24 protein-coding genes are annotated in these 23,653 nt (G+C 43.3%); 13 read left to right on the top strand and 11 right to left on the bottom strand.

What is annotated here, in order from left to right; translation table 11 throughout:
• Positions 1 to 46: 46 nt before the first annotated feature.
• From JMX50_RS02235 to JMX50_RS02250, 4 genes are all read left to right on the top strand, one after another.
• Positions 47 to 859, top strand: a complete 813-nt coding sequence (locus JMX50_RS02235; RefSeq protein WP_201619189.1) for a M48 family metallopeptidase — start codon at positions 47 to 49, stop codon at positions 857 to 859.
• 249 nt (positions 860 to 1,108) lie between these two features.
• Complete coding sequence (locus tag JMX50_RS02240) at positions 1,109 to 1,447, top strand: BolA family protein (RefSeq protein WP_201628256.1); 339 nt, start codon at positions 1,109 to 1,111, stop codon at positions 1,445 to 1,447.
• Positions 1,448 to 1,565: 118 nt separating this feature from the next.
• Positions 1,566 to 1,925 (top strand): SirB2 family protein, encoded by a 360-nt coding sequence (locus JMX50_RS02245; protein WP_201619191.1) that lies wholly within the window; start codon positions 1,566 to 1,568, stop codon positions 1,923 to 1,925.
• Positions 1,926 to 2,124: 199 nt separating this feature from the next.
• On the top strand, positions 2,125 to 2,526 hold the full coding sequence (locus JMX50_RS02250) for a hypothetical protein (protein WP_201564855.1): 402 nt from the start codon (positions 2,125 to 2,127) through the stop codon (positions 2,524 to 2,526).
• Positions 2,527 to 2,703: 177 nt separating this feature from the next.
• Here JMX50_RS02250 and trxC read toward each other — a convergent pair whose 3' ends face one another.
• Together trxC and JMX50_RS02260 are read right to left on the bottom strand one after the other, a co-directional pair.
• On the bottom strand, positions 2,704 to 3,141 hold the full coding sequence (gene trxC / locus JMX50_RS02255) for a thioredoxin TrxC (protein WP_201628257.1): 438 nt from the start codon (positions 3,139 to 3,141) through the stop codon (positions 2,704 to 2,706).
• 261 nt (positions 3,142 to 3,402) lie between these two features.
• Positions 3,403 to 4,269, bottom strand: a complete 867-nt coding sequence (locus tag JMX50_RS02260; RefSeq protein ID WP_201564859.1) for an MBL fold metallo-hydrolase — start codon at positions 4,267 to 4,269, stop codon at positions 3,403 to 3,405.
• 283 nt (positions 4,270 to 4,552) lie between these two features.
• Here JMX50_RS02260 and JMX50_RS02265 point away from each other — a divergent pair, with 283 nt between their 5' ends.
• From JMX50_RS02265 to JMX50_RS02290, 6 genes are all read left to right on the top strand, one after another.
• Positions 4,553 to 4,924: an ArsR/SmtB family transcription factor gene (locus JMX50_RS02265; protein WP_374220408.1), complete on the top strand. Its 372-nt coding sequence runs from the start codon at positions 4,553 to 4,555 to the stop codon at positions 4,922 to 4,924.
• A 56-nt stretch (positions 4,925 to 4,980) separates the two neighbouring features.
• Positions 4,981 to 6,690: a SulP family inorganic anion transporter gene (locus tag JMX50_RS02270; RefSeq protein WP_201628258.1), complete on the top strand. Its 1,710-nt coding sequence runs from the start codon at positions 4,981 to 4,983 to the stop codon at positions 6,688 to 6,690.
• Between the two features lie 216 nt (positions 6,691 to 6,906).
• Positions 6,907 to 7,233, top strand: a complete 327-nt coding sequence (locus JMX50_RS02275) for a beta-lactamase hydrolase domain-containing protein (RefSeq protein ID WP_201564861.1) — start codon at positions 6,907 to 6,909, stop codon at positions 7,231 to 7,233.
• Between the two features lie 81 nt (positions 7,234 to 7,314).
• Positions 7,315 to 7,647, top strand: coding sequence for a TIGR01244 family sulfur transferase (locus JMX50_RS02280; protein ID WP_201628259.1), 333 nt, complete (start codon positions 7,315 to 7,317; stop codon positions 7,645 to 7,647).
• Positions 7,648 to 7,800: 153 nt separating this feature from the next.
• Complete coding sequence (locus tag JMX50_RS02285; protein ID WP_201628260.1) at positions 7,801 to 8,553, top strand: glutathione S-transferase; 753 nt, start codon at positions 7,801 to 7,803, stop codon at positions 8,551 to 8,553.
• A gap of 163 nt (positions 8,554 to 8,716) precedes the next feature.
• Entirely contained in the window at positions 8,717 to 9,574 is an 858-nt protein-coding gene (locus tag JMX50_RS02290) for a bile acid:sodium symporter family protein (protein ID WP_201619196.1), read from the top strand.
• A gap of 69 nt (positions 9,575 to 9,643) precedes the next feature.
• Here JMX50_RS02290 and ahpF read toward each other — a convergent pair whose 3' ends face one another.
• Complete coding sequence (gene ahpF / locus JMX50_RS02295) at positions 9,644 to 11,221, bottom strand: alkyl hydroperoxide reductase subunit F (RefSeq protein WP_201628261.1); 1,578 nt, start codon at positions 11,219 to 11,221, stop codon at positions 9,644 to 9,646.
• Positions 11,222 to 11,735: 514 nt separating this feature from the next.
• Between ahpF and JMX50_RS02300 the strand changes: the two genes are divergently transcribed.
• A complete protein-coding gene (locus tag JMX50_RS02300; RefSeq protein ID WP_201564865.1) occupies positions 11,736 to 11,984 on the top strand; it encodes a YdcH family protein in 249 nt (82 codons plus the stop codon).
• Positions 11,985 to 12,169: 185 nt separating this feature from the next.
• Here JMX50_RS02300 and ahpC read toward each other — a convergent pair whose 3' ends face one another.
• On the bottom strand, positions 12,170 to 12,736 hold the full coding sequence (gene ahpC / locus JMX50_RS02305) for an alkyl hydroperoxide reductase subunit C (protein WP_201564866.1): 567 nt from the start codon (positions 12,734 to 12,736) through the stop codon (positions 12,170 to 12,172).
• Between the two features lie 276 nt (positions 12,737 to 13,012).
• Between ahpC and JMX50_RS02310 the strand changes: the two genes are divergently transcribed.
• Entirely contained in the window at positions 13,013 to 13,921 is a 909-nt protein-coding gene (locus JMX50_RS02310) for a hydrogen peroxide-inducible genes activator (RefSeq protein WP_201564867.1), read from the top strand.
• 41 nt (positions 13,922 to 13,962) lie between these two features.
• Positions 13,963 to 14,640, top strand: coding sequence for a hypothetical protein (locus JMX50_RS02315; protein WP_201628262.1), 678 nt, complete (start codon positions 13,963 to 13,965; stop codon positions 14,638 to 14,640).
• Here JMX50_RS02315 and JMX50_RS02320 read toward each other — a convergent pair.
• The 7 genes from JMX50_RS02320 to JMX50_RS02350 all read right to left on the bottom strand — a co-directional run bounded on the left by JMX50_RS02320 (position 14,621) and on the right by JMX50_RS02350 (position 23,367).
• A complete protein-coding gene (locus JMX50_RS02320) occupies positions 14,621 to 15,223 on the bottom strand; it encodes a methyltransferase domain-containing protein (protein ID WP_201628263.1) in 603 nt (200 codons plus the stop codon). The genes JMX50_RS02315 and JMX50_RS02320 overlap by 20 nt on opposite strands.
• Positions 15,224 to 15,443: 220 nt before the next feature.
• Entirely contained in the window at positions 15,444 to 16,124 is a 681-nt protein-coding gene (locus JMX50_RS02325; protein ID WP_201628264.1) for a M48 family metallopeptidase, read from the bottom strand.
• A gap of 2 nt (positions 16,125 to 16,126) precedes the next feature.
• Positions 16,127 to 17,746, bottom strand: a complete 1,620-nt coding sequence (locus JMX50_RS02330; protein ID WP_227670864.1) for a DUF1513 domain-containing protein — start codon at positions 17,744 to 17,746, stop codon at positions 16,127 to 16,129.
• Positions 17,715 to 18,860 carry an imelysin family protein gene (locus tag JMX50_RS02335; RefSeq protein ID WP_201628265.1) on the bottom strand — a complete coding sequence of 382 codons (1,146 nt, stop codon included), beginning with the start codon at positions 18,858 to 18,860 and terminating at the stop codon, positions 17,715 to 17,717. The genes JMX50_RS02330 and JMX50_RS02335 overlap by 32 nt, the downstream gene beginning before the upstream one ends.
• Positions 18,861 to 18,975: 115 nt before the next feature.
• On the bottom strand, positions 18,976 to 20,637 hold the full coding sequence (locus JMX50_RS02340; RefSeq protein WP_201628266.1) for a di-heme oxidoredictase family protein: 1,662 nt from the start codon (positions 20,635 to 20,637) through the stop codon (positions 18,976 to 18,978).
• A gap of 299 nt (positions 20,638 to 20,936) precedes the next feature.
• Positions 20,937 to 22,391 carry an imelysin family protein gene (locus JMX50_RS02345; RefSeq protein ID WP_201628267.1) on the bottom strand — a complete coding sequence of 485 codons (1,455 nt, stop codon included), beginning with the start codon at positions 22,389 to 22,391 and terminating at the stop codon, positions 20,937 to 20,939.
• 322 nt (positions 22,392 to 22,713) lie between these two features.
• Positions 22,714 to 23,367 (bottom strand): OmpA family protein, encoded by a 654-nt coding sequence (locus JMX50_RS02350; protein ID WP_201564874.1) that lies wholly within the window; start codon positions 23,365 to 23,367, stop codon positions 22,714 to 22,716.
• Positions 23,368 to 23,653 lie beyond the last annotated feature (286 nt).

Genomic DNA, 23,653 nt, shown 5'->3' on the forward strand with positions numbered 1-23,653 from the left:
CATTGTTCCACTTTATTTTTTTCCATTTACAGCGAGGACGTTTATTATGAAAAAACTGCTTACCACAACAGTTATGGCGGCATCATTGTCGGCATTGGCCATGACCGGTTGCTCTAGCACGACTAGCACTGGTGCCGTCGGCGTTGACCGTCAGCAGCTATTATTGGTATCAAATGAGCAAGTATTGCAGCTATCGGCGCAAAGTTATGCTAAAACGCTGCAAGAAGCAAAAGCGCGCGGCTTATTGGATACCAATAGCGCGCAGCTCAATCGCCTAAAAAATATCTCGAACCGTTTGGTCGGTCAAGTCGGCGTCTATCGTCCTGATGCGGCAAAATGGCAATGGGAAGTGCATACCATTAAATCTAATGACTTAAACGCCTTTGTGATGCCGGGCGGTAAAATTATGTTTTACTCGGGTATTATCGACCGCTTGAATTTAACGGACGATGAAATTGCCGCTATTATGGGACATGAGATATCGCATGCCCTACGTGAGCATTCACGTGAGCGCTTGTCACGTCAATACGCCACCCAAACGGGTATTGGTATGGCAGCGAGCATCTTTGGTCTCTCACAAGGGCAGGCAGAGCTTGCTAACGTCGCTGGTGACTTAGGTCTTAGCCGTCCGCACAGCCGTACGCAAGAAGCAGAAGCTGACCAAATCGGTCTTGAGCTGATGGCACGTGCAGGCTACAACCCACAAGCAGCGATTACTTTATGGCAGAAAATGCAACGCGCCAGCCAAGGTGAGCCACCACAATTTTTAAGCACTCACCCAACCAGCAGCAACCGTATTGCGCAATTGCAGTCATTGATGCCTAAAGTAATGCCGCTTTATCAAAAGTCACGTCGTTAATGGATTATGCTTAAATATTAAGTATCAATCTAATGACAAGTACGGACTAATGATAAATAAGAAAAGCAGAGCGTCATATATTGCGCTCTGCTTTTTTATGCGTGCTGCTAAAATATTTTATAGTAAACTGACTATCGCACGGCGATAAACGGTCACTTGATGCAGCATAGCGGCACAGTGAACTGTGTCTGCTATAATGGGCACAATCAGCCATTTAAATGGCTAAGCCCTATAAGATAAAGGATGATTATGACTATCAATACGCCTACTAACACTCCGACCGCCGACGCCCTTAATAATGAGCTACAGGCTTTGCAAGCGCAGCATATTGAGCTAGTAAATGAATCGATGAATCATGCGGGTTACTTTGACGGTAAAGAAAGCCATTTTAAACTGACCATTGTCAGTGACGCCTTTGAAGACAAACGTTTGGTTGCGCGTCATCAGCTGGTATATGCTCTGGCAAACTCGCTACTGACCTCACAAGGTGGTCAAATCCATGCGTTGGCTATCCATGCTTATACGCCAACAGAGTGGCAAGGTCAAAGCCGTGAGAGTCCGTTATGCGCTGGTCAAAACAAAGGTTAGATGGCGGTTTTATTGTTTACTATTTTTAAACAGCTACCATTAAACATTATAATCAAATACTAACTTCTAATAATATAAATAAGCTGGCAAACGGCACCTTTAAAGGAAATCCTATCCAATGAAACATTTACATATGCTCATGGCAGTATTGTTGATTGCGGCGTTTTTATATCAAAGCTATCTGGTATTAAGCGCAAACAAGCAAATGCCATTGGCGCTCAAAATCTCTACCCATATCCTCTATGCCGTTATTATTCTTTCAGGGGCTGGTATGCTCATGCAATTAATGAGTGCCAATGCGCCCGTGCAATGGGTTTTTGCAAAAATTATCTTGCTCGTTGCCGCCCTTAGCGCAAGTATCAAAGCCTTTAATAACAATGCAACACTGAGCCAAAGAAAAACCGGTATTCTGATTGCAGGTGTGGCTTATATTGGCATCGTGGTGCTTGCCTTTAGCAAACCGGGCAATTTGTTTTAAGCGTTGCTAAACGATATATTTTTCAATATCTTAATCGCCACTTTTTTGCTATCTTAAATAAATACGCTTTCTAAAATGCCCTGTTTAAAACGTAACATTGTTAATTAATACCAAAGTTAATTAATACCAAAACAGATATTAATTAACAGCAGGCATTAACAAGCACGGTAAACATCCTCATTTAGCTTATGGAGACATTATGAAAACTCTTACTGCAGCAACACTACTGGCAACAGCTGGCGTTTTTGGTCTCTCAGGCTGCGCCTCAACGGGTAATATCACCCCGCAATATGTGCCACCAAGCACCTATCAAAGTTATGATTGCCAAGCGCTTAGTCAAGAGTATAATCGCGTCAATCGCTATGTCGATGCGGCGCGCAATGAGCAATCAACCCTATCCGCCTCAGGCGTCGGCGTTGGGGTTTCCGCTGGACGCTGGGGTATCTCACCTAATATCAGCTTTGGTGTTGGTCAAAGCAACAATACTAAAGCGCGCGATGCCAAGCTATCAAGACTGTATGGCGAGCGTGATGCCATCATTCAGTCTGCCCGTATCCAGCGTTGTAGCTTTGCCAATGGTATTAAGATTTATGGTGAGTAATGCTTGATAGCTCGTGTTTAAATGGCTCGTGTTTAAATAGCTCCTGTTTAATAAGTCACGTTTGATAGTTTATTATTCCGATGACATTAAACGCTGTTCAAAAGAAAAAAGCCAATACGCGATAAGCATATTGGCTTTTTTGTGTCTAATCATCGAGAGTAAAAACTCAAGCAACGCTTATGCGTTTAAGCTTTTTACCCACTGCACAATTTGATCGCTAGGTAGGGCACCAGACTGGCGCGCGACTTCTTTACCATTTTTGAAAGCAACCATCGTCGGCAAGCTACGAATATTATAAGGTGCCGCCGCTTGCTCGTATTTATCGGTTTGTATTTTGGCAAAAACCACTTGCGGCAACTGACTGGCCGCCGCTTTAAACTGCGGTGCCATCATCAGACACGGCTGACACCAGCTTGCCCAAAAATCAACGATGGTCAACACCTCGTTTTTTTGAATGACTTTACTAACCGTCTGGGCGTTTAGCTCATGAGGACTGGCCGTTAATAATGGCTTACCACATTTGCCGCAGTTCGGTGCCGCATTTAGCCGTGTGGCGGGTATACGATTGGTTGCCTGACAATGCGGGCAGACCAGATGAGAGTTTTGCTCAGTCATTATACAACTCCTTTATACATAGCTTGGGCGCGTATCTTAATAGAGCGCCCATACTCAATGCTTGTGAATGGATTATTCGTAAGAATCTTAATCACACTTTTTTTTGGCTTTATTCCATTATGCAAACTTACAATGCAAGCTTATAAGACAGATTAGCATTAGGATAGCCACTACTCGTATTGTGCGTGCGTAACTTTCTGCTCTATTTGTATTTAGCTATTTATCAGCTCTTTTTTTATTTCACTGAAATTTAATTAGTTACTAAAGCGCATTAATCGGTACTTTTAGATAACGGGTGCCATTGTCTTCTGGTTTTGGAAAATGACCGGCATCAATATTAAGTTGTACAGATGGGATAATGAGCCGCGGCATCTCTAAGTTGGCATCGCGGCGCTCACGCATCTCGACAAACTCGGCTTCATTAATGCCGTCTTTAACATGAATATTACCGAGCTTTTGCGCTGCTACCGTCGTGGTTGGGCAATGCTTGCGACCTTGACTTGGATAGTCATGACACAGATACATCAGGGTCTCATCAGGAAGTGCCAGCAGTTTTTGGATAGACTGATATAGGGTTTTGGCGTCTCCTCCCGGAAAGTCACAGCGCGCCGTACCCACATCGGGAGCAAATAGCGTATCACCGACAAAGACCACGGTTTTTTCATCGTCAGCGGCAAGATACGCCATATCCGCACGCGTATGGCCGGGCACATACATAGCAGTAATCGTAATGCCGCCAAGTGCCAAGGTTTCGCCATCATCGGTCAAGATATCAAACTGGCTGGCATCGGTACGAAAGCTGCTATCAAAGTTAAAAATTTGCTTAAATATTTTTTGCACTTCAGTGATATGTTGACCGATGACCAGCTTGCCGCCAAGTGTCTCTTTTACATGTATAGCGGCCGATATATGATCGGCATGGGCATGGGTTTCTATAATATAAACCAGCGCCCAACCCTGCTCACGTACGAACGCTATTACCTTATCGACACTAGCGGTATCCGTACGTCCTGACTTGGCATCGAAATCCAAAACAGGGTCGATAATGGCACACACTTGCTGCTGAACGTCAGCAAGTACGTGGGTGTAGGTCTCTGTGTCGCTATGTAAGAAGGAATGAACTTGCATGGCTACCTCTTTATTTTTATATGAATGTTTTATTATTTAATGAAGTCTTACGTATAATAAATACTTGTTTATAATATTTGAATGTACATAATACCTATCTTGCATACCACTATAGCAACCAACTAACAATTTATCAATTTATATAATGTAAATAATGATAACTTGCTATAAATCGGGATATCATTGATAATTAACTATATATAACCATATCTTATCTATAAACTTTGCCTTTTTTATCTATAGCTTAAATAAGGAGTTCGCTCTGACTACTTCAACTTCAGCATTGAGCACGTCTACTAATCACACTGGTAAACCTGTATCTGCCAGCGTAACAGACTTTGCACCCAAAGACCTTGCTGAGCAAATGCAACATGCATCTATGCAAGCCAGTCAATTATTAAAATCGCTCTCGCATCCTGATCGCTTATTACTGCTATGTCAGCTAACCCAAGGTGAATACTGCGTCAGTGAGCTTGAAGACTTAGTCGGTGTCGGTCAGCCAAGCTTGTCGCAGCAGCTTGGTATCTTACGTAAAGACGAGCTGGTGACGACCCGCCGCGAGGGCAAGCAAATCTATTATAGTATCGCAAGCGACGATGCGTTATCGGTATTGCAGTTATTGTATGAGCGCTTTTGTGCCAAAACAGACGCATAACTGGTCATTTAGCTCTTAGCTGTTCTTAAATTTATTTATTGTGATGACCTATTGCTATGCCTTCTATCGCCGCTCGTCTGATTCCTGCTTGGTTACGTCAGTACCAGCTGTCTGCCCTGCCGACTGATGTCATCGCGGGATTGGTCGTTGGGGTGCTCGTCATTCCACAAAGCTTAGGCTATGCGGTGCTAGCAGGATTGCCGCCTGTCTATGGACTCTATGCGGCTATCGTACCCGTGCTGGTGTATGCATGGATAGGCTCAAGTAATGTGCAAGCTGTGGGACCCGTCGCTATCACCGCGATTATGACGGCAAGTAGTCTGCATCCTTACGCCAATGAGGGCACGCAGCAATATATATTAATGGCCAGTTTACTGTCATTGATGGTTGGGACGATGTTATGGCTGGCAGGTCGGCTTAAGCTTGGCTGGATTATGCAGTTTATCAGTCGCGGCGTATCGGCGGGTTTCATCAGTGGCGCGGCGGTACTGATTTTTGTCAGTCAGCTTAAGTATCTGACGGCGATTCCTATTGCAGGTAATGGCCTTATCGGTTATTTATCGAGTATGCAGATGTATGCTCGCCAGCTGCATCCGCTAACCTTGGTTATTGGCGTCATTGCTTTTACGCTGTTGTTTGCCAACCGTTATGCGAGCAAATGGGTTTGGCGCTCTTGGTTGTCAGCCTCTTATGCTAAGTGGGCTGAGCGTCTATTTCCGCTCATTTTGCTTGCTCTTGCCATCGTGTTAAGCATGAGCTTACATTGGACAACGCACGGCGTGGCAACGATTGGTACTATTCCGCAGGGGCTGCCTACTTTTACCCTACCATACGTGCCAGATTTTCATGAAGCGCTCAACCTATTACCAAGCGCCGGTTTAATGGCATTGATTATCTTTGTTTCAAGCAGCTCAGTTGCAAGCAATTATGCACGCCTGCGCGGCGAAACCTTTGATGCCAATCATGAGCTTACTGGTTTGGGTCTGGCCAATATGGCGGGCGGATTCTTTCAAAGCTTTACGGTCGCTGGCGGCTTTTCACGTACCGCAATGAATGCTGATTCAGGTGCCAAAACGCCGTTCGCAAGTTTAGTAACGATACTGATCATGATTGCAGCGTTAATCGCTTTTGGCAATTTATTAGCACCTCTGCCCTATGCTTTATTGGGCGCGACCATCATGGCATCGATTGTCGGTCTCATTGATATGGCGACTTTAAAGTCCGCATGGCAACGCGACCGCTTAGATGCAGCAAGCTTTCTGGCGGCATTTATCGGTGTGCTGATATTTGGGCTAAATACTGGCTTGGTCATCGGTTTGATGGTGTCGTTTGCTAGCCTAATTTGGCAATCGAGCAAACCGCATGTCGCCGTCGTTGGTCAGCTAGCGGGTACGGGACATTTTCGCAATATCAATCGTCATGATGTGGTGACGTTTAGCAATTTATTAATGCTGCGTATTGATGAGAGCTTGTTTTTTGGCAATAGTGAATCCGTGCATCGCAGGGTCATACAAGCGACGCGGCAATATCCCGAAGCGCATGAGATTATTCTTATTATGTCAGCGGTCAATCATATTGACTTGACCGGACAAGAGATGCTTATCAGCCTCAATCAAGAACTGTTGAATCAAAAAAAGCACTTAAGCTTTAGCTTTATCAAGGGACCGGTCATGGACATTATTGAAAACACACCGGTCATAACCCATCTATCAGGGCAGGTTTATTTAAGTACCATGGATGCGGTCAATGCGCTTAAGGATGTTTAATAACACTGCATTTATGCAGCTCAAGTTAAATTATTCATGACCGTTATTGTCCGTGACAAAACACCCGTGACAAAACCTTAATTATAAAACATCAATGACAAAACAGAGATATGATAAGAGCTGTGTTATGCTAAATTACTATCAGATTTAAAACTTACTGTCTCTAGAAACACCAGAAATTCTAACGCCATTTAATATATGCGACTTAAGCTACTTATGACCGATGATTTAACCATTTATAAGCAAATTTACCCAAGCCAATGCGTCAAGATTGCCGAGCTTGGCTACCGCTCTGTGCTCAATATTCGACCTGACGCTGAGACAGAGACGCAGCCGAATAGCTGTGACTTTACCAGTGCGACGGCAAAAGCCAACCTCACTTATCAGCATTTACCGTTTGATGATGAGCGTTTAAGCATGGCGACTGTCGAGCAGTTTGCAGCCTTTTATCGCACCATGCCCAAACCCATCCTGATGTTTTGCGGCACGGGTGCACGCGCCAAATTGCTGTATCAAAGTGCGCTGATGCAAGGCTTGTTGTAAAGAGCCGTTGTATTTTACTTAAGTGTTTTAAGCTAATCACAAAATTTTCATTTTTACGCTAAAAAATAACAAGGAGCTCTTATGAGCCATCAAGTTAGTATTACCGGACAAATCACCCCTGACCAAGTACCTATGATTGCTGAAAATGGTTTTAAAACCATTATCAACAACCGTCCAGACGGTGAAGAACCAAACCAACCGACCAGTGCTGAGATTGAAACGGCCGCTAAAAAAGCAGGACTTGCTTATAAAGAAGTGTCTTTTGCCGGTAGCGAGCTCAATCAAAACCATGTCGAAGAGTTTGCTGACTTTTTTAACCAAGCTGAGCAGCCAATACTTATTTTTTGCCGTACCGGTAACCGCTCAACGGGTATCTATGAGGCGGCAAAGCGTATGGATTTATTAGACGATTAATAGTGATTTAAATATAATCGTTACTGCTTGAAAAACGCCCGTCCAAAATTTGGATGGGCGTTTTTTTTGCATACCACTAAACTATTGACTGGTTATTATTTAATATTGAAGACATAATAAAATTCTACTGTTACCCCTTAATAGGACTTTATGATGCAAAAACCGCTACTCATCATCGGCAATAAAAATTATTCGTCGTGGTCATTGCGAGCTTGGCTACTACTCAAGGCATTTAACATTGATTTTGATGAGCAACTGATTGAGCTGTTCCATCCATCAGCGACAGCGATTCTTAATGATAATGCGCCAACCGGCAAAGTACCGGTTTTGGTTTATGGTCAAGACAACGATAATAACAGCGATAAAGTCACGGTCTGGGATACCTTAGCGATTACCATTCACGCCAATGACTATCTGACAGACTTAGATGTTTGGACAGGACTGAGTAAATTTCATACTAACAGCAATACCAGCAACAGAATAAACAGCGCTTATTGCCAAAGCATTATTGCGGAGATGCACTCAGGTCTAATGGGCATTCGTAGTGAGATGCCGATGAACATTCGAGCTACCGCGAAAATACAACCAAGCGCTGCCTGTCTAAGTGATATCGCCCGTATAGAAAATATCTTTGCAGATTGTTTAAAAAATCGCTCAAAAGACAGCTACTTGTTTGGTGCATTCACAGCTGCCGATGCTTTTTTTGCACCTGTGGTTTTACGCTTGCAGACTTATGCGGAGGCCTCAGGCATACCATTGCAACCAATAACCAAACAGTATTGTGCAACGATGTTAAGCAATCTTCATCTACAAGCTTGGCAAGAAGCGGCACTCAATGAAACGCGCATTATTAAAGAAGATGAAGCAGGTGAATTACTCTCGGTAGCTGGTGTATTAGCAGATTAAAACTACATCAAACGCAAAATCAAACGTTTGCTAAATTTTTAATAACGCTTAAGATGATAGAAACACAAGGACTGTGATTTCTTTAGCAAGTTACTTTTAATACGCTTTCAATATGGTTTCAATAGGTCTTTGATACGCCTCTATATTTAACAAGGAATGTTTCATGAGTAATAATGCGTTGGCGCTATTGCCGCTAGCACTTGCCTATATTATGTTTACCTTAGGAACGGGGCTTAAGCCAAGTGATTTTAAGGTTATCGTTAATCACCCAAAAGCGTTTATTGTCGGCTTAATAAACCAAGTCATCTTTGTGCCTTTGGTTGCGTTAGCGGTCGTCTTAGTCATGTCGCCGCCACCTGCTATTGCCTTTGGTATCATGCTGATTAGCTTTTGCCCAGGCGGTGTGACCAGCAACATGCTCACCTACTATGCTAAAGGTAATGTGGCGCTGTCAGTGGCACTCACGGGCGTAGTGAGCCTGTTATCAGTGGTGACACTGCCTATCTTAATTACGCTAGCTTTTAATCACTTTATGCAAGATCAAGCAGGCTCTATCAGCGCACTAAAAATCGGCGTGGTGATGTTTTTACTGACTACCTTACCTGTGACACTAGGTATGCTCGCGCGTTATAAATTTACTGACTTTATGGTACGTAGAAGCGGCATTCTAAATGGCTTAGCCAGTCTGTTTTTTGTCTTAATCGTCTTTGCTGCTATTGCAACCAACTGGCAATTACTACAAGAGCAACTGGCGTCTATTGGGTTTGAGTTGGTCTTTATCATTGTCATCTTGTTTGCGTTAAGTATTTTGACCTCTAAAGCCATGAAACTCAGCTGGTTTGATACCAAAACCATCTCGATAGAAACCAGTATTCAAAACAGCACAACTGCGATTACCTTGGCACCTATCATTATGGGTGTCAGCACATTACCGGTCATCGCCCTACCTGCTGCGGTATATGGTGTGTTGATGTATGTGGTTGCGCTGCCCGTGATTGCGTTGATTCGGAATAAAAACTGATTGTATAAGCACAAAAAAAAGCCATCTCATTTGAGATGGCTTTTAACACTAACGGTAGAGCTAAATAACTTACTGCATAACCAAGTATTCAAACGCTGATAATGCGGCTTTTGAACCTTCGCCCATCGCAATATTAATCTGCTTAAATGGCACAGTGGTCACGTCACCACAGGCAAAGATGCCTTTGCGGTCGGTGCGGCAGCGTTCGTCAATCTCAATCTCACCAAAGCGGTTTAGATCAACAAAGCCTTTGACAAATTCAGTATTCGGCACCAAACCAATCTGCACAAACACTGCTGAAACATCAAGCTCTTTGGTTTCACTGCTGCTACGGTCTTGATAAACGATAGATGTCACTTTACCATCTTGCGCTTTAATCTCTTGAGTCGCCGCTCCAGTGATAAATTCAATATTGGCTTTTTCTTTGGCTTTATTAATCAATACCTGATCCGCTTTTAGCTCATCGGCGAATTCAAGGACGGTTACATGGTTAACGATACCTGCCAAGTCTAGCGCCGCCTCGATACCTGAGTTACCGCCACCGATGACAGAGATGTCTTTACCTTTAAAGAACGGACCATCACAGTGCGCGCAGTAAGCAACGCCTTTACCGATATTTTCATCTTCACCCGGGACACCAAGCTTACGCCACTGAGCACCCGTTGCCAAGATAATACTGCGTGTCTCAAACGTCTCGCCAGTATTTAGATGAATACGGTAGTTTTCAGCTTCAGTTTCGCTAATTTCTTTGACGCTGACATGCTCTTTAAGCGTAATATCATATTCGTGCAAATGCTTTTCAAAGTTCGCCGACAGCTCACTACCGGTCGTTAAAGGGACAGAGATTAAGTTCTCGATATCTTGCGTGTCTTTTACCTGCCCACCAATACGATCAGCGACCATAGTGACTTTTAAGCCTTTACGCGCGGTATAAATCGCCGCCGCCACGCCAGCAGGACCGGCTCCGATAATCGTCACATCTTGCTGCCCTAGCTGTTCAGCATCGTCATCAGCTTCGCTCAGTAAATCAGGAAATTGCTCTTGTAATTTTTCAATCAATTTAGCCGTATCAATCAGACCATTAGCAAACGGCTTACCATTTAAAAACACTGCTGGTACGCCTTGGATGTTATTAGCTTCTACTTGCTCTTGGAATAATGCGCCATCGATCATCTCATTACTAATGTCATCATTGAGCAAGGCAAATTGGTTCAGCGCTTGCACCACTTCTGGGCAACTGTGGCACGAGAGCGACACGTAAGTCTGAAACTGTAGCGGCTTATTAAAACGCTTAATCAGCTTTTGAATACTTTCATCAAGTTTTAGCGTATGACCGCCAGCTTGCAAAATCGCCAAAATCAACGAGGTAAATTCATGACCTCCAGGGATACCGCTAAAGACAATACCGGTATCGGTCAATGCACCATCGATATGGCTGACTACTTTAAAGCTAATCGGGCTTGGCAAGCTGTCATCGGTAGCTGTACTGTCAAAATTAATCTTATCCGTGGTGCCAGCGATTTTAGTCAAAAAATCAATCAGCTCAGCGCGCTTGCTATGTTCGCCGCTACCCAATACAAAGGTAATTGGGCGGGTCATGTTTTCACTGTAGCTTTTGACTGCATCTAATAAACTTTTATCTATCATGTTTGTTCCTCATTATTATTAAATATGTAACGCCAGCTACGATGCTGAGCATTTGAATAGGGTTTGGTGATAAGTTAAGTCGCTGATTTAGAACGCTAAAAATACCGGCCTTACCACCTTTGATACGTCTATTATCATGGGTTTGCAGGTTTTGGGCAAGCTGATAAACTCAAACCTTACGTTTTATAAAATATATCATAAACCATTATTATTATTTAAATTTAAAACCACTGATAAATAGTAGCCAATGATAATCGTAGTATCTGGCAAATTTTTTCGCTACAATCGAGTGAGGCGAATAAGAAAAACTCTTATTTGTCCCATGGCAGGTTGGCCGTTATCGCAGTGTATTAACAGCCCTTTCTGCTGCTAGTAAGTCTATGCACTTTTGAGCTGAATAACGATTTGGCTCAATGACATTCAAGTCTCACAATCATAGCAATTCATCACAGCACTCTTAACTAAAATGCGCCGATGCTTTGATAAGCTTGCGCTTTATAACAAGGATGACAACATGAGAAAGACTGATACATGGCAAGACAACAGAGATATTATTGCTGAGCTTAAGCAAAAAGACAGTCACTTTGCGACTATTTTTGACGAACATACGCAGCTTGATCAGCAAATCAATCAGCTGGATAAAGATTTGGTCAAGCATGCCAGTCGCGATGAAGAAATTGAGCAAATGAAACGGCGAAAGCTGCATTTAAAAGATGAGATTTACAAAATAATTGATAAAAATAAATTACAATCTCACGCTTAACCAGTGGCCAGTTTATACCGTTAGACATTATAAAGTCTTATAAGATTGAGACAAAAAAAGACCCCGTTAACATCAGTTAACGAGGTCTTTTTTCTAGCACTTTATTTAGCATTATCAATCAGCAAATACCGCTTTAAATAATACTAAAATCTTAATCTAATAAATTTAGTCTAATAAAGGAAGACTTAGATTTTACCAACTAGATCAAGGCTTGGTTTAAGAGTTTCTTGACCTTGTTCCCAAGCTGCTGGGCAAACTTCGCCGTCGTTTTCACGAACATACTGTGCTGCTTTTACTTTACGTAGCATGTCTTTTGCACTACGGCCGATGCCGCCTGCATGGATTTCAGCAACTTGAATCAAGCCGTCTGGATCCACTAAGAATGTACCGCGCTCAGCCAAACCTGCTTCTTCAATCATGACGTTAAAGCCACGAGTGATACGACCAGTAGGATCGCCGATCATTGGGTAAGTTACTTTGCCGATGGCTTCTGAAGAATCATGCCATGCTTTGTGGGTGAAATGCGTATCGGTTGATACTGAGTACACTTCTACGCCCAAACCTTTAAGCTCTTCGTAATGAGCTGCCATGTCTTCAAGTTCAGTTGGGCAAACAAAGGTAAAGTCAGCTGGGTAAAATAGGAAGATTGCCCAGCTGCCTTTTACGTCTTCTGAAGTGATGGTTTTGAACTCACCGTTTACAAACGCATCTGCTGAAAACTCTGGGATTTCTTGATTGATAATAGACGCCATGATTGGCTCCTTTTTTTGATTGATTGTTGTTGAGTTAATGGATGTTTATTGTTGGTTGTTTCTACTAACCCTTTGCTTAACTGGGCTACCTGACAAACTATACGCGAATTCTATGGTTAATCCAGTTAAAAGTTTTTAATGTGATGTTTTGTTTTATTAAACTTGTTAAACTATTCTATCTGCTTTTTTATCCGTACATCGGCATTAAATTGCTATAGTACACAAGATAAACGAGTAAAACAAATTGCGTTAAAAACCCATTAACAGAGAGGTTTTATGATTACCTTACGTCAACTTGAGTTTGCCTTAGCCGTTGCCAAACATCGTCATTTTAAGCGTGCGGCAGAAGACTGTAATATCTCACAATCAGCGCTGAGCTTGGGTATCGCCGAGTTAGAAAAACAGCTTGATACGCAGATTTTTGAGCGTAATAATAAGCAAGTCTTGATTACGCCTATCGGTGAAGATATCTTGACGCGGGCGCAGCGCGTGTTTTCGGAAGTCAATGATTTGACCACGCGCGCGCACAGCCATCAGTCACCGCTTGCTTACCCTATGACCGTCGGGATCATTCCAACGATTGCCCCTTATTTGCTGCCAAAAGTGTTGCCTGCGCTACGTGAGCACTATCCAGAATTTCGTATGACCATTGTCGAGCAGCAAACCGAGCGTTTGCTTGAGCAAGTGCGCTACGGTCATATTGATACTGCGATTATTGCGCTACCGTATGCAGTCGATGGCTTGCATACTTTTGAGTTTTGGAGCGAGGACTTTTTTGCCGTCTTCCCAAAAGATGACGTCCATGCCAAACTTAAAACCATCAATGCTGATGAGCTAGCAACGGCCAATCTAATGCTATTAGGTGAAGGACATTGCTTGACGGATCAAACACTGACGGTCTGTCATTTTGACCGCGCGCAAATGAAATCGAGTTTTTCTGATGCCAGCTTAAATACCCTTATTCAAATGGCACTTGCCAATATGGGGACGACATTAGTGCCAGAGATGGCATTAGACCAGCTACATCTGCAAAATCAAAATGCAGTTGCGGTGCCACTAGCCGAGGAAGGACCGCATCGTCATATCGCCTTTGTCACTCGTTTAAATTATGCCCGCGTCGATGATGTTAATTTATTAGGCAAGCTCTTTAAACAAGCATTTGAAGATGCGGCTAGTAAGAAGTAAGCATTTGCTAATAGATTGCAGTCATTAAATAAAGGCTAACTATGGACGGGTTGTCACAAATAGAGACTGAGCTCGGTAAGCTTTTCGAGTGGCATTTAACGGCTATTAATAATGCTATCGAGCCAGCAATATTAATAGCACTTTGGCAAGATATCGCCGTCCGTTATAACGAAAGCCAGCGCGCTTATCATAGCTTGCAGCATATTCAGCAATTATTTACGCAGTTTGAACAGATTAAGCACCATTTAAATAAGCCGCATATTATCGCATTGGCACTGTTTTATCATGACGTGATATATGCGCCGACGCGCTCAGATAATGAGCTTAAAAGTGCAGAATATGCCGTAGACTCGTTAAGTCCCTATCTGACTGCTGAGCAATGCCAATATATCTACGCGCTGATAATGATGACGGCTAGCCATCAAATTGCCGACATTGATGAAGGGTCAGACAAAGCTAGAAAAAGCGATGCCGCCTATTTACTAGATATGGACTTAAGTATTTTAGGGGCATCTTGGCCTGAGTATGAACAGTACGCACAAGCTGTGCGCCAAGAATATGCGCATATCTCAAATATAGATTATCGCGTTGGACGCATAGCAGTATTAAAAGGATTGTTAGCGCATCCAACGCTTTATCTGACGGATTATTATTCTACGCGGTTAGAAACACAGGCTCGAGAAAACATCAAGCGTGAGATTATTTTGCTTGCATCTTAATAAACAGCTCACTGCCCTGCCGTGCGGGATGTGAGTTATAACTTGTCTCCATAATCTCAATATCAAAATAAGGCGCAAAACGCTGTTGGTATTCAGCTTTTGTACCGCCAAACGGTGGCTCGTCTCGTCCAAAATCTTTATCAAACAGCAAACCAACCAGCTTACCATTCGGTTTCAATAATGCTGCCATCTGCGCTACATATTCATCACGGCGCGCAGGATTTATCGCACAAAAAAACGTCTGCTCAAGCACCCAATCAAACTGATACTTCTCAGGCGACAATTCAAAAAAGTCGGCACAGATTAAATGCTCAGCTGGAAAGTCAGGATAGCGCTCCGCAAACGCTTCAATCGGCGCAGGGGCAAAATCAACCAAGGTAACATTGGTAAAACCTTGCTCATGCAGATAACCGACCTCGTAAGCATTACCTGCTCCCGGCACTAGAATAGCTTGGTCTTTAGCAGATTCAGTCAGTTGGTCAATATAGGCTTTAAGCGGTGGCGATACTTGGCCCATATCCCAACTGATACTATCTTGCTCATAACGCTGCTGCCAAAACTCCGCTTGATTGACGTTTTCCATATGACATCCCTGTATATACGATAGATAAGACTTATTATTTAAACGACATAATTTGTATCGTTATCATTAATCATATCAGTCTTATGGCGCTTGTTGACAGTACTTGTTGACAGTACTTGTTGACAGTACTTGTTGATAGTACTTGTTGATAGTACTTGTTGATAGTACTTGTTGATAATACTTGTTGATAGTACTTGTTGATAGTATTTAGATGAAGGGTTTAATCTAACTGTCCCGTCTTTCCTGCTAGCATATCGTGCCAATGCTGATACTCAGGCATCGCGGTCGCCACCGTTTGCCAAAAGGCGCGACTATGATTGGCATGATGTAAATGACATAGCTCATGGACAATCACATATTCGGTACATTCAATAGGATAAGCGGGCAGATAGACAGATAGCCAAATTCGCCGTGCACGGGTATTACAACTGCCCCAACGCGTATGCATTTTCTTTAGGCGTATCTCATTGGCTGTCGCACCGACAATTGGTTGCCATTTTTCAAACAGAGAAGGTATGACTTCAGAAAGCTGTTGTCGATAGTAAGTAATTTTTTCATCATAATTTAAGGTGAATGATTGCTTTACGCCCCATAACAGCAGCGTGCTATCGGCAGTTGATGACTCTTTTAAAAATTCTTTTGAAGGGAGTTGTCGCCGCCTATATTGCTCTAATACTTGGCCGTGGTTAGCGATTGCCCATGGCACACGTTTCGCCACAGCCTGCACAGCTTGGGCTGAACTAATAAACAATGGCACAGAAACCATTAATTTATGCGGTTTTAAGCGAAAGTTGATATTTTTGACCCGCTTTTTGCTGATATGTAGCTCAATATCCGCTTGCGCCAAACGCTGTATAGATTTCTCTAGTAAAGATGACTGGTATGCAGACGGCATATTCATGCTCAAAGCGCTTGCAAATGATTGTCAAACGACATCATATGACATTTGCTGTCTTTAAGAATACGCTCACTTTTCTCTACAGTATCCAATTGTGCCGTTGCCAAGCTATCAACAGTTAACGCCGTTAACTGACCTTGGCCATCACTAACAATAAAGCCTGACTGCCTATTATTATCGCCTGCTTTGTCAGCACTCTGATTTGATAATACTGCTGCCCCTGCACAATCTGGCAGGCTTACATCATCTATCAAGGTGCGAGTATTTAAGTCATAAAGCGCCGCACAACCCCCAATCGGCGTGGTTACGCATAATAAGTTACGCTCACTGTCGACCGCTACACTGGCGATATATTGATGGAAGCGTTGCCACTGGTTATTGGGCATAATAAGCGCTTTAAACTCACTATCACCGCGTTTATGCGTCAATACTAACGGCACATTAATATGCTTTTCGCCTTGGAATTGAATACCTATCATCACCGTTCCATCGTCATGTATGGCCAGGTGACGTACGCTCATTTGATTGTGTTCAGGCGTAATCTGCTCAAGCAAAGCGCCAGTATGACGATTGAGGTAAACCAATGATGGACGCATACTGTCTAGATTTAACTCTTCACGCGACGCTTGCTCGGTTTTGATACCACCATTAGCAATCACTAACGTCTCACCATCGGGATGCATAATCAGCTCATGCGGACCGATACCATACGAGTCAGATTCTGCTATTTTTTTATAACTATCATTAGCATCATAGATACCGATTTTACCCTCTAAGGTTAGGGTGTCATTTTCGGTCACATAGAGCAATTTACCATCTAAGCTATAGCAAGCATGCCCATAAAAATGCCGATGAGTAGATGCTTTAATAGCAAAATTTACTTGTCCGCTCGCCGTGTCTAATAACCAAAACTTTGCACTCGGACGCCGACCCATGACCACGACATCGCGATTTTGGTTATGATTAGCATTTTGGTTGTGGTTAGAAAAGTTACTTTCGCGGTCAAAAACAGGCTGAACAACAATATCGTGGACACGTTCAGGCATGGTGGTTTGCCAAACGATTTGTCTATCGGCACCGATACCGACCACACCAAAGTCATTTTCATTATGACAGGCATCAGCGCCATCATCATTTGCTAATACGACACTTTTTGGCATAGAGGCAACACCGCTAACCCAACAAACGGGGCGCGGTAGTACGGTGGTGGTATGTGCGGCGCTAAAGTCAGCTAGGCTATTATTATTGGCATTTTTCAAATCATCTATCGGTAAACGATAAGCCTGTTGCCATGCAGTTGTAGCTTGCTGATAAGCGTGACGAAACTGCACGAGCTCGCGTTTTGATGTTGCGGTTAACGACTGCAACTGCGAGCGCATACCTACTACATAGTCCTGCAAGCTTACATCAGGGTGACACTGCTTACGATAACGATGATGGATACCGACAAGCGCAGCTGTACCCATGACAGCAGACAGCATGGTCAATGCGGATGTTACTAGCAGCTCTTTATTAGGCTGCTTATTTTGTAGTTGCTGTTGTGACTGCTTTTGTGACTCATTTGCTGTTTTAGTATCGATAGAGTGCATTTTTTTAATCGCCATCAGTGCTATTAAAGCCCACACGGATACCGAGCGTCGGAATCAATTGGCGTTTAATAATGCGCGTAATGGTCGTAAGCTTGTCATACAGCTCTTGCTGGGTAGCTTTATCAGCAGTCGCTAAGTCTTCTGGCATTTGCGCCAATAATGTGGTCGCATCAGCAAGTGCGGTCGATAGATTATCCGCCACTGCGTTTTCATTATTGCCACCAAGAATAGCGGTTAAGACAGGATCGGTCATTGCTTTATTGAGCGTGGCCAATTTAGCATTGATAATCGCGCGGCTTTGCCCTGCGGTCGCAGCTGGCAGGTGACCTTTTTTCTTACCGGTTAAGCCTAATGGCTGATCAATGGCATTGGACTTCATGGTCTCAACCAATGACAATAAAGAATTAAACCATTGGTTTAAACCTTGGTCACTCTCAGCGGTTTTATCAATCGCTAATAAAGTGATTGAGTTTTGCTGCCAGTTTTTCTCAATATCTTTAAGGCGCGTGCTTAAGGCACTACTTGCGCTCATCACATAAGCACATTGCCCAGCATTCAAGCTATCATTGGCATATAACGCTTCTTCTAATCCTGGTATACCTTGGACAATAGCGCTCTCGTTAGCCAGTTGCTCAGCGGTAAGCTTGGGATTGGTAGCAATGAGATCGGCAACGCCACCATGTACCAGACCGCGCTCATCAGGATAATAATTGATATATAAATTACTCATACTCGCTGTCGCTGGGCCAAAATTAATCATCTCAGCGCCAGCCCATGCTTGTGCGAGCACTAGCCATTGGTCGCGCAGCGCTTGCAGCTCATCACCGCTGACTGGCGCTTGCTGACAAGATTTCTGTGCCAACTCATGCAGTAAATCACTCTGCTTCGCGGCATCCGCATAAGCGGGAATAACAATATCATTTGCCACATGGGTCAAATAGGTCTTTTCAGTATCGGCGCTAATATCAACAGCGGTAATCTTATCTGCACTATTGTCTTTTTCAGCTGTAGCCGTAGAAGTAGCGCTCTCTTGGGCAACTTGGCTGTCTACTTCTGGCGCTTTGCTCTCATCAGCAGGTTTGACGCAGCTGATAAGGATACCCGCACTTAGTGCTGATAGTGCCATTGCTAAAGCATGGTTTATTTTCATAGGTTTCTCGGTATTTATATGGCTATTGATATGAGTAATTATTTAAATCTGTACATTTAAGGCGGGCAATTTTTGAATAGCTTTTAAATGGCTTTTAAAGTGTATAGCCTGACTTTTATAATGACTTTAAGAACGCATTTAATTCACTGCGCCCTTGTTTGTCTAACTTTAATACCTTTTGTTTCTGCTTTTCCGCTTCACCGCCATGCCAAAGTACCGCTTCCATCAGCGTACGAGCGCGACCATCATGTAAAAATGTCGCTTGCGAATCAACGGTTTGCGCAAGCCCAATACCCCATAATGCAGGCGTACGCCATTCATAAGAATTGGCCAAAAATTCAACTTGTAAGTCTTTCGATGGCAGCTTGCCAGCGATAGTACGATCAGCAAGATCATTTCCCATGTCATGTAGCAATAAATCGGTATAAGGATAAATCACTTGCCCATGCTGCTCAAGATGGTCATCGTCGGTTTTTGGCAACTGATATCTTGGCGTATGACAGCTTTGACAGCCCATATCATAAAAGCGTTTTTTGCCTGCTAATACTAGCTTATCATCAGCATTGCGGCGATGCGGCACCGCTAAATTGCGGGTATAAAATTCAACGAACTTTGCCACTTCATCATTGACTTCAACCGGTGGTTTGCCATTGCCTTGCTCATCAGCACCCGTTGCCGCATTTATACAAGCGGTCTGCGTGGGCATGCAAGATTCATGCGGACGGATATTGGAGGTCAGCCCCATATCTTCATTAAAGGCACTTTGGTTTTGGGTGGTGAGTTTGGTTTGACCAGCTTTCCAACCAAAGCGACCTAATGCCACTTTGCCCGTTTGTGGATCCATAACCCAGTTAAATTTGCCGCTAATATCGCTATTGGCATTATTTGTTTTTATCGCTTGTTTTTTAATGGCTTCGTCTGGAATTTGCTCGAGTAGCCCAAGCCCAATCATAGGTAAGGCAACACGCGGCGACACCATCAGCTCATCATCAAATGCACCATAACCGGGTTTGGTTAAGTTAAAGGTTGGCGACCGCAGTGTTTCGACATGACCATCAGCAAAGGTGACGGGCTTGTCTGTCCACTGTACCGCAATGCGCGCTTCAGCAGGTACACCTTGAATACCGCGATCTTGCAATTGGCCGCCATACATGGGATGCACAACTTTCTCTATCAAGGAATTCTCTAATTTTTGGCGCTGCTCCTCGGTAGTAGCAGGCATAGCAAGGCGGATAAGCAAGCTATCAGCATCATCCTCACTGCTCATCGGCGCATGACCGCGACCGTCTTTGATATGACAGGATTGACAGGCAGCCACGTTAAATAAAGCGCCAAGCCCATCGCGGCTATCGGTACTCGCCGGCGCAACCACCCACGGCTGCCTAAAAAATGCATTACCGATAAAAAAAGAACCTTTACGTGAAGCGGTAATATTTGAGGAAGGTTTAGAGTAGCTCTCGCTAGTGGTGATACTAATACCAGTATCGCCGCCTTGCTTAATTTCTTGCGCATCAAAGCTGGCAAGCTGCTGCATAGGCACGCCAGCTAATGTCTCAATAGTCTGGACACGTTCAGAAGTGATTGCTTCAGAATGGCTGCTTTCCGAGGGTTTGCCGTCATCTGTAGCATTATTAGCAACATTATCGCTTGGCTGACAGGCGCTTATTGATAGTGCACATACTATTCCTAGCGATAGCTTCAGTGGCGAATGCTTAAATATTAAAGAGCAATAAAACGCGATAGATTGTTTAGCTTTTAACACATTACTGCTGCTCATAGGGAACCTTAGTTCTAATATAGAACCATTAAAATCGCGTGCTATAATTTTTTTACTTCTATTCGATAAGTATTTCTATTCAATATAGTATTCACTGCGCTATGACATATCTGGCTATTAATACGCTATAAAAAAAACACGCTGCCAACGGTAGTCGACAACGTGTGTATTATACCTAAATTATTTTTCTATGAAAATAATTCTCATTCGCTTATAGTGACTTATTAGGCATATAAAACCAAGCCTATACGTACAGCGACAAACACACAGCCAATTGACGGTATTAAATACGCATTGTCTTAAAACTGTGAGCCTGCATCGGCGTCTAGATTATCAATACCAACTGCTTTTGCAGCGTTTTCAATACCAGCGGTTAGCTCTTGTAAGCTCGTAATGCTGCTTTCAATCCAACCACGGCGTTTATTTTGCTCCTCAGCAGAGATACCATGCTTGCTTGCTTGTCCTACCGTCGCAATCATTTGGTCGACCTTGATGCCTTCTTTTTCGCCTTTATCAACAATTACCTTAAAGGCCGCTTCTACTTTAGCAAAATCAGCCGCGAGCTTATCAGCCGCCTCTGTATTACCGGTATCAATAAGATAGTGTTTAACGCCATATCCACCGACCGTTTTACCGGCGACGGTTTTATAGCTACCATTAAAGACATTTTGAATACCGCGGGCATTATTGGCATAGCTTAAATGGGTTAAATCACTAAAACATTCATGCTCATCTTCGGTAGAGCCGGTGACAAAGGCCACTTGTATGCGCTCAGATGCAAGCTCACCAAGTGCTAAGCTGCCCATTTGGTACATAATTTGACGTAGACCATTTTTGTCTTTACGTTCCATTATGTCGCTACGCAAGGTGTTTTCGCTGTTAGGCTGCCACTGGGCTTCCATCGCAGTCAAATCATCAACCAATAACTGAGTAACCGCTTTTAAATACTGCCCACGGCGCTCGCAAATACTGGCATCAGTATTGACCGTGTCACCGCTGGTGCATTCACCGTCGGGTGCTATATAGTCGCTCACTGGACGGTTACCTGCGCCCTCACCGACGCCATTGGTATCTTGACCCCACAGCATAAACTCAATCGCATGATAGCCGGTGGTAACATTGGCTTCACTGCCACCAATCTCACTCATCTCAGCCAATAACTCAGGCGTAATGGTGGTCGTATCTTGTTTTAGGCTACCGACTGTAATGCTGTCACTGTTGATAATATTGTCCTGACTGTTATATTCACCCTCATAACTGTCACTCACATAATCAATCAATGCCTCATCAAGCGGCCAAGCATTTACCTGCCCTTCCCAGCCATCGATACTGCCAAGCGCACGTTTGTCATTAGCCGTCACAAAGCCTTCGTCAAAGCGGAATATTTCAGTCTGTGAATACGGCTGGCGCGCCGCTTTATAAGCCGCTTTTGCAGCGTCAAGATTTTCTTGGGTCGGCGTTTCTACATAAGTATTAACCGCCGTTTGTAAAAGTTTGGCGGTTTCTAAAGAATCTTTATAGGCGGCGTGCGCCATATCAGCATAGCTAATCAGCAGACGATCAATATGAGCTTGGGCGGCCGCTGACGAGGTTTTATTGTCTGTTTTTTCAGTGCCTTGGACGTCAGCTTGGGCGTCCGTACTTGCAGTCTCATCAGACTGCTTGCTACAACCCGATATCATTAATATCCCTGCCAGAGCAGCAGCTAAAGTAGTCGGTAAAATTTTACGGCTTGGCGCTGGGCTGATATTCATACACGTCCTCGATGAGATACACTAAATAAAATAGCAAAGTAGAAGTCCAGAGAGTTATAAGGAGAAAATTCAGCAAGATAAGTAGCAAATATTGATTAGAGTAAAACTGTCGATTTCACAATATCATTACATGCTAGCAGAATTAAATACTTGCGAATTATAATGTTATTGATAACTATTATCAAATATAATTTTGAAATCCTACATAAGTTTTATGACAAATTTCAGGCAAAAAAAGACCAGCTTTGCGCTGGTCTTTTTGTCTCATTCTTTATTTTTTCTTGATTTTTAGTCAAACAATTTTTTAGTCAATCAATATTGATTAACGAACGCTGTTTGGCGCATTAACGGTTAGCTCTACACGGCGGTTTTGTTGACGACCATATTCACTGCTGTTATCAGCAACTGGACGCGACTCGCCATAAGCGACTACGTTGATACGGTTAGAAGCTACGCCACGTGCACTTAAGTAGTTCGCTACTGCATAAGCGCGGTCACGTGATAACTTCATGTTATAAGCATCAGCACCTTTACTGTCGGTATGACCAGCGATAGTAATGGTGTTTTGGTTATATTCATTCATTGTAGAGGCAAGCTTATCAAGCGTTGGTCTAAATGATGGGTTTAAAGACGCATCATCAAATGAGAACGTGATATTACCTGGCATAACCAAGTCAATGTTACCATTAGCATTCGGTGTAACCGTCACACCAGTACCAGCCATTTGCTGTTGAAGTTGCTTGGCTTGACGATCCATATAGTAACCAACGCCAGCACCTAGTGCAGCGCCAATAGCAGCATCACGACCAGTTTTGTCGCCACCTGTTGCTTTTGAGATAGTCGCGCCACCAGCTGCACCAGCTAATGCGCCAAGTGCAGACTTGTTAAGCGTCTGTTGGCCAGTGTATGGATCTGTAGCACAACCGCTTAGAGCCAAACCTGATGCCACTGCTGCAATCATTAATGTATTACGCATAATATTTCCTCTTAAGTTAAAAAAATCGATAGATAAATTTGCTTTTTATAAATATTGCTTATGACCATTATTGGTCAGCAATTATTGGTCAGCAATATCGTTTAGATGTTTATCCACACTTGCTATTATTATGGCAATTGCCATCCATTTGTGTGTAATATTTTGTCACATCTATGTATGAGAAGTGCATAACTATTTATGACTTATTGCTTAGCAACAGAGCCAATTTGCTACCGCAAGTCACGTTTACAGTCGTACACTATAATATTTTTCTGCTAAAATCAGC

The sequence above is a fragment of the Psychrobacter maritimus genome (assembly GCF_904846345.1).
Lineage (GTDB): Bacteria > Pseudomonadota > Gammaproteobacteria > Pseudomonadales > Moraxellaceae > Psychrobacter > Psychrobacter maritimus.

Coding starts and splice junctions, on each gene's coding strand:
- JMX50_RS02235 (WP_201619189.1), top strand. CDS start 47: ATGAAAAAACTGCTTACCACAACAGTTATGGCGGCATCATTGTCGGCA.
- JMX50_RS02240 (WP_201628256.1), top strand. CDS start 1,109: ATGACTATCAATACGCCTACTAACACTCCGACCGCCGACGCCCTTAAT.
- JMX50_RS02245 (WP_201619191.1), top strand. CDS start 1,566: ATGAAACATTTACATATGCTCATGGCAGTATTGTTGATTGCGGCGTTT.
- JMX50_RS02250 (WP_201564855.1), top strand. CDS start 2,125: ATGAAAACTCTTACTGCAGCAACACTACTGGCAACAGCTGGCGTTTTT.
- trxC (WP_201628257.1), bottom strand. CDS start 3,141: ATGACTGAGCAAAACTCTCATCTGGTCTGCCCGCATTGTCAGGCAACC.
- JMX50_RS02260 (WP_201564859.1), bottom strand. CDS start 4,269: ATGCAAGTTCATTCCTTCTTACATAGCGACACAGAGACCTACACCCAC.
- JMX50_RS02270 (WP_201628258.1), top strand. CDS start 4,981: ATGCCTTCTATCGCCGCTCGTCTGATTCCTGCTTGGTTACGTCAGTAC.
- JMX50_RS02275 (WP_201564861.1), top strand. CDS start 6,907: ATGACCGATGATTTAACCATTTATAAGCAAATTTACCCAAGCCAATGC.
- JMX50_RS02280 (WP_201628259.1), top strand. CDS start 7,315: ATGAGCCATCAAGTTAGTATTACCGGACAAATCACCCCTGACCAAGTA.
- JMX50_RS02285 (WP_201628260.1), top strand. CDS start 7,801: ATGCAAAAACCGCTACTCATCATCGGCAATAAAAATTATTCGTCGTGG.
- JMX50_RS02290 (WP_201619196.1), top strand. CDS start 8,717: ATGAGTAATAATGCGTTGGCGCTATTGCCGCTAGCACTTGCCTATATT.
- ahpF (WP_201628261.1), bottom strand. CDS start 11,221: ATGATAGATAAAAGTTTATTAGATGCAGTCAAAAGCTACAGTGAAAAC.
- JMX50_RS02300 (WP_201564865.1), top strand. CDS start 11,736: ATGAGAAAGACTGATACATGGCAAGACAACAGAGATATTATTGCTGAG.
- ahpC (WP_201564866.1), bottom strand. CDS start 12,736: ATGGCGTCTATTATCAATCAAGAAATCCCAGAGTTTTCAGCAGATGCG.
- JMX50_RS02310 (WP_201564867.1), top strand. CDS start 13,013: ATGATTACCTTACGTCAACTTGAGTTTGCCTTAGCCGTTGCCAAACAT.
- JMX50_RS02315 (WP_201628262.1), top strand. CDS start 13,963: ATGGACGGGTTGTCACAAATAGAGACTGAGCTCGGTAAGCTTTTCGAG.
- JMX50_RS02320 (WP_201628263.1), bottom strand. CDS start 15,223: ATGGAAAACGTCAATCAAGCGGAGTTTTGGCAGCAGCGTTATGAGCAA.
- JMX50_RS02325 (WP_201628264.1), bottom strand. CDS start 16,124: ATGAATATGCCGTCTGCATACCAGTCATCTTTACTAGAGAAATCTATA.
- JMX50_RS02335 (WP_201628265.1), bottom strand. CDS start 18,860: ATGAAAATAAACCATGCTTTAGCAATGGCACTATCAGCACTAAGTGCG.
- JMX50_RS02340 (WP_201628266.1), bottom strand. CDS start 20,637: ATGAGCAGCAGTAATGTGTTAAAAGCTAAACAATCTATCGCGTTTTAT.
- JMX50_RS02345 (WP_201628267.1), bottom strand. CDS start 22,391: ATGAATATCAGCCCAGCGCCAAGCCGTAAAATTTTACCGACTACTTTA.
- JMX50_RS02350 (WP_201564874.1), bottom strand. CDS start 23,367: ATGCGTAATACATTAATGATTGCAGCAGTGGCATCAGGTTTGGCTCTA.